The sequence below is a fragment of the Bifidobacterium sp. UBA744 genome (genome assembly GCA_002298605.1).
GTDB lineage: Bacteria > Actinomycetota > Actinomycetes > Actinomycetales > Bifidobacteriaceae > Bifidobacterium.
On the sequence record DBKS01000025.1, the window covers coordinates 1 to 2,748 of the forward strand.

The window sequence follows — 2,748 nt, forward strand, 5'->3', positions numbered from 1 at the left end:
AGGAAAACGGTACGTCAGTATCCACCGAAATCGCGGCAGGCCTGACCACCTTCTTCGCGATGAGCTACATCATCGTCGTCAATCCACAGATCCTAAGCCAAACCGGCATGCCGTGGGGCGGCGTCTTCCTCGCCACCATCATCGCCGCCGTCATCGGCACGCTCGTGATGGGTCTGTTCGCCAACGTGCCTTACGCACAGGCGGCCGGCATGGGCCTCAACGCCTTCTTCACCTACACCGTGTGCTTCGGCCTCGGATTCTCCTGGCAGCAGACGCTGTGCATGGTGTTCCTGTGCGGTCTGATCAACATCATCATCACGGTCACCAAGATCCGCAAGATGATCATCGAAGCCATTCCGCCCATGCTGCAGAACGCCATCGGCGGCGGCATCGGCATCTTCGTGGCGTATGTCGGTATGCTGAACGTCAACCTCGTCACCTTCACCCCGGATGAAGCCACCACCGAAAAGGCCGTGGGCGCCACGCCGGGACTCGCCACGCTGAACACGCCAACGCTGTGGCTCTTCCTCATCGGCCTGCTGCTCGCCATCGTGTTCACCGTGCTCAAGGTGAGGGGCGGCATGCTGCTGACCATCGCCATCACTGCAATCATCGGCATTCCGATGGGCCAAACCACCATGTCGAACTCCGTATCCATCGCTGACACCTTCGCCCAGTTGCCGCAGACTTTCGGCGTGATCTTCACTGCCGACGGATTCCCGGCGCTGTTCTCCGATCCAGCGAAGATTCCGCTGGTGCTGGTCACGATCTTCGCATTCTCGATGTCCGACACCTTCGACACGCTCGGCACCTTCATCGGCACCGGCCGTCGCACCGGCATCTTCTCCGACGAAGACATGAAGCACATGGAAACCGGCCACGGCTTCTCCTCCAAGCTGGACAAGGCCCTGTTCGCGGACTCCATCGCGACCTCCGTCGGCGCGATCTGCGGCACTTCGAACACCACCACTTATGTGGAGTCCTCAGCAGGTATCGCCGCGGGCGGCCGTACCGGCCTGACCTCCGTGGTCGTGGCGATCTGCTTTGCGCTTTCCGCGTTCCTCTCCCCGGTGATTTCCGCCGTTCCGTCCGCCGCGACGGCCGGTGTGTTGGTGATTGTGGGATGCATGATGGCCTCGTCGCTGAAGGAAATCAAGTGGGGTGACATCTCCGAAGCCATTCCGGCCTTCTTCGCCTCCGTGTTCATGGCGTTCGCCTACTCGATCAGCTATGGCATCGCCGCCGGCTTCATCACCTACTGCATCGTCAAGGTGTGCAAGAAGGAAGCCAAAGACGTGCATCCGATCATCTGGATCGTGTCCGTGCTGTTCATCCTCAACTTCATCCTGCTGGCCGTGCTGTAACCGCATAGTCCACGCATAGTCGCCATTCGATAGGGCTCCGACGGCATCATCCGACGGAACCCTATCGTTTTTTTGCGTGTCTGCCGGATGCGACGCCGCGCCCCAAGAACCTATTTTCGATTCTTTCATGTTTTTACCGCGATTGCGTCGCTATCAGGGCCAGATCAAACGATTTACCGCATCCTATCGGGCACCTTACAAGGAAAAAAACGTGAAAGAATCCATAATAGATTCTTTCGCATCGTGCAAATCTCTGCCAACCGGCGAAAAGGGGTTGGCTGGGGACTTCCGGGGCATGCAGCATATAAGCAAAGAGCCTCCGTGCGCCAAACAAGGGCAAGGCACGAAGGCTCTTTAAACTTGAACGCCGATACCGATCAGCCAAACCGTCCGGAGATGTAGCGCTCGGTGTCTTCTTCCTTCGGATGCTGGAAGATGACGTCGGTGTGGTCCATCTCGACGAGGTGGCCGGGCTGGCCGATCTCCTTGAGGTTGAAGAACGCGGTGAAGTCGGACACACGTGCCGCCTGCTGCATGTTGTGCGTCACGATCACGATCGTGTAGTCCTTCTTCAGCTCGTTGATCAGATCCTCAACGGCCAGCGTCGAAATCGGATCAAGAGCGGAGCAGGGCTCATCCATCAGCAGCACCTGCGGATGCACGGCCACGGCACGCGCGATGCACAGACGCTGCTGCTGGCCGCCGGACAGGCCGATGCCAGGATGATCAAGACGGTCCTTGACCTCCTCCCACAGGTTGGCGCCGCGCAACGCCCACTCGACCAGATCGTCGGCGTCGGACTTGTTGATCTTGCGGTTGTTCAGGCGCACACCGGCCAGCACATTCTCGCGAATGGACATCGTGGGGAACGGGTTCGGGCGCTGAAACACCATGCCCACATCGCGGCGCACGGCCACGGGGTCCACGTCGGCGGCGTAGAGGTTCTTGCCTTCAAGCAGCACCTCGCCCTTGCAATGCGCGCCGGGGATGATCTCGTGCATGCGGTCGAGCGTGCGCAGCACCGTGGACTTGCCGCAACCGGACGGCCCGATGAACGCGGTGACCTTATTCGGCTCGATCTTCATGTTCACGTCTTCGACGGCTAGGAAGCTGCCGTAGTAGACGTTCAAATGGTTGACATCAATACGTTGTCCCATTGTTGTTCCTTATTGGTTGTTCCTAGTTGTCGGTTACTGCTCGGTCTTGACCGCGAAGATCTTGGCGACCAGACGTCCCAGCAGGTTCAGGATCAGCACGATAATGATCAGTACCAGGGCGGCGGCCCAAGCGCGTTCGGTCGGGATCGACGTGACGCAGGAGGCTCCGGCGCTCTTCGGGCAGGTGACCGACATGGTGCTGTACTCCTGGTACACGTACACGGGCA

At 59.4% G+C, this 2,748-nt stretch carries 2 protein-coding genes and 1 pseudogene; 1 reads left to right on the forward strand and 2 read right to left on the reverse strand.

Going from position 1 to position 2,748, the window contains the following annotated elements; genetic code table 11:
- Positions 1-1,364 (forward strand): NCS2 family permease (locus B2994_RS02650; RefSeq protein WP_291526848.1); only part of this gene is annotated, 1,364 nt, incomplete at its 5' end.
- Positions 1,365-1,741: 377 nt separating this feature from the next.
- On the opposite strand, the gene pstB is transcribed toward B2994_RS02650, so the two are convergent.
- A complete protein-coding gene (gene pstB / locus B2994_RS02655) occupies positions 1,742-2,521 on the reverse strand; it encodes a phosphate ABC transporter ATP-binding protein PstB (protein ID WP_291526849.1) in 780 nt (259 codons plus the stop codon).
- A gap of 33 nt (positions 2,522-2,554) precedes the next feature.
- Positions 2,555-2,748 (reverse strand): annotated as a pseudogene (locus tag B2994_RS02660) (phosphate ABC transporter, permease protein PstA); the annotation flags it as partial.

Coding starts and splice junctions, on each gene's coding strand:
- pstB (WP_291526849.1), bottom strand. CDS start 2,521: ATGGGACAACGTATTGATGTCAACCATTTGAACGTCTACTACGGCAGC.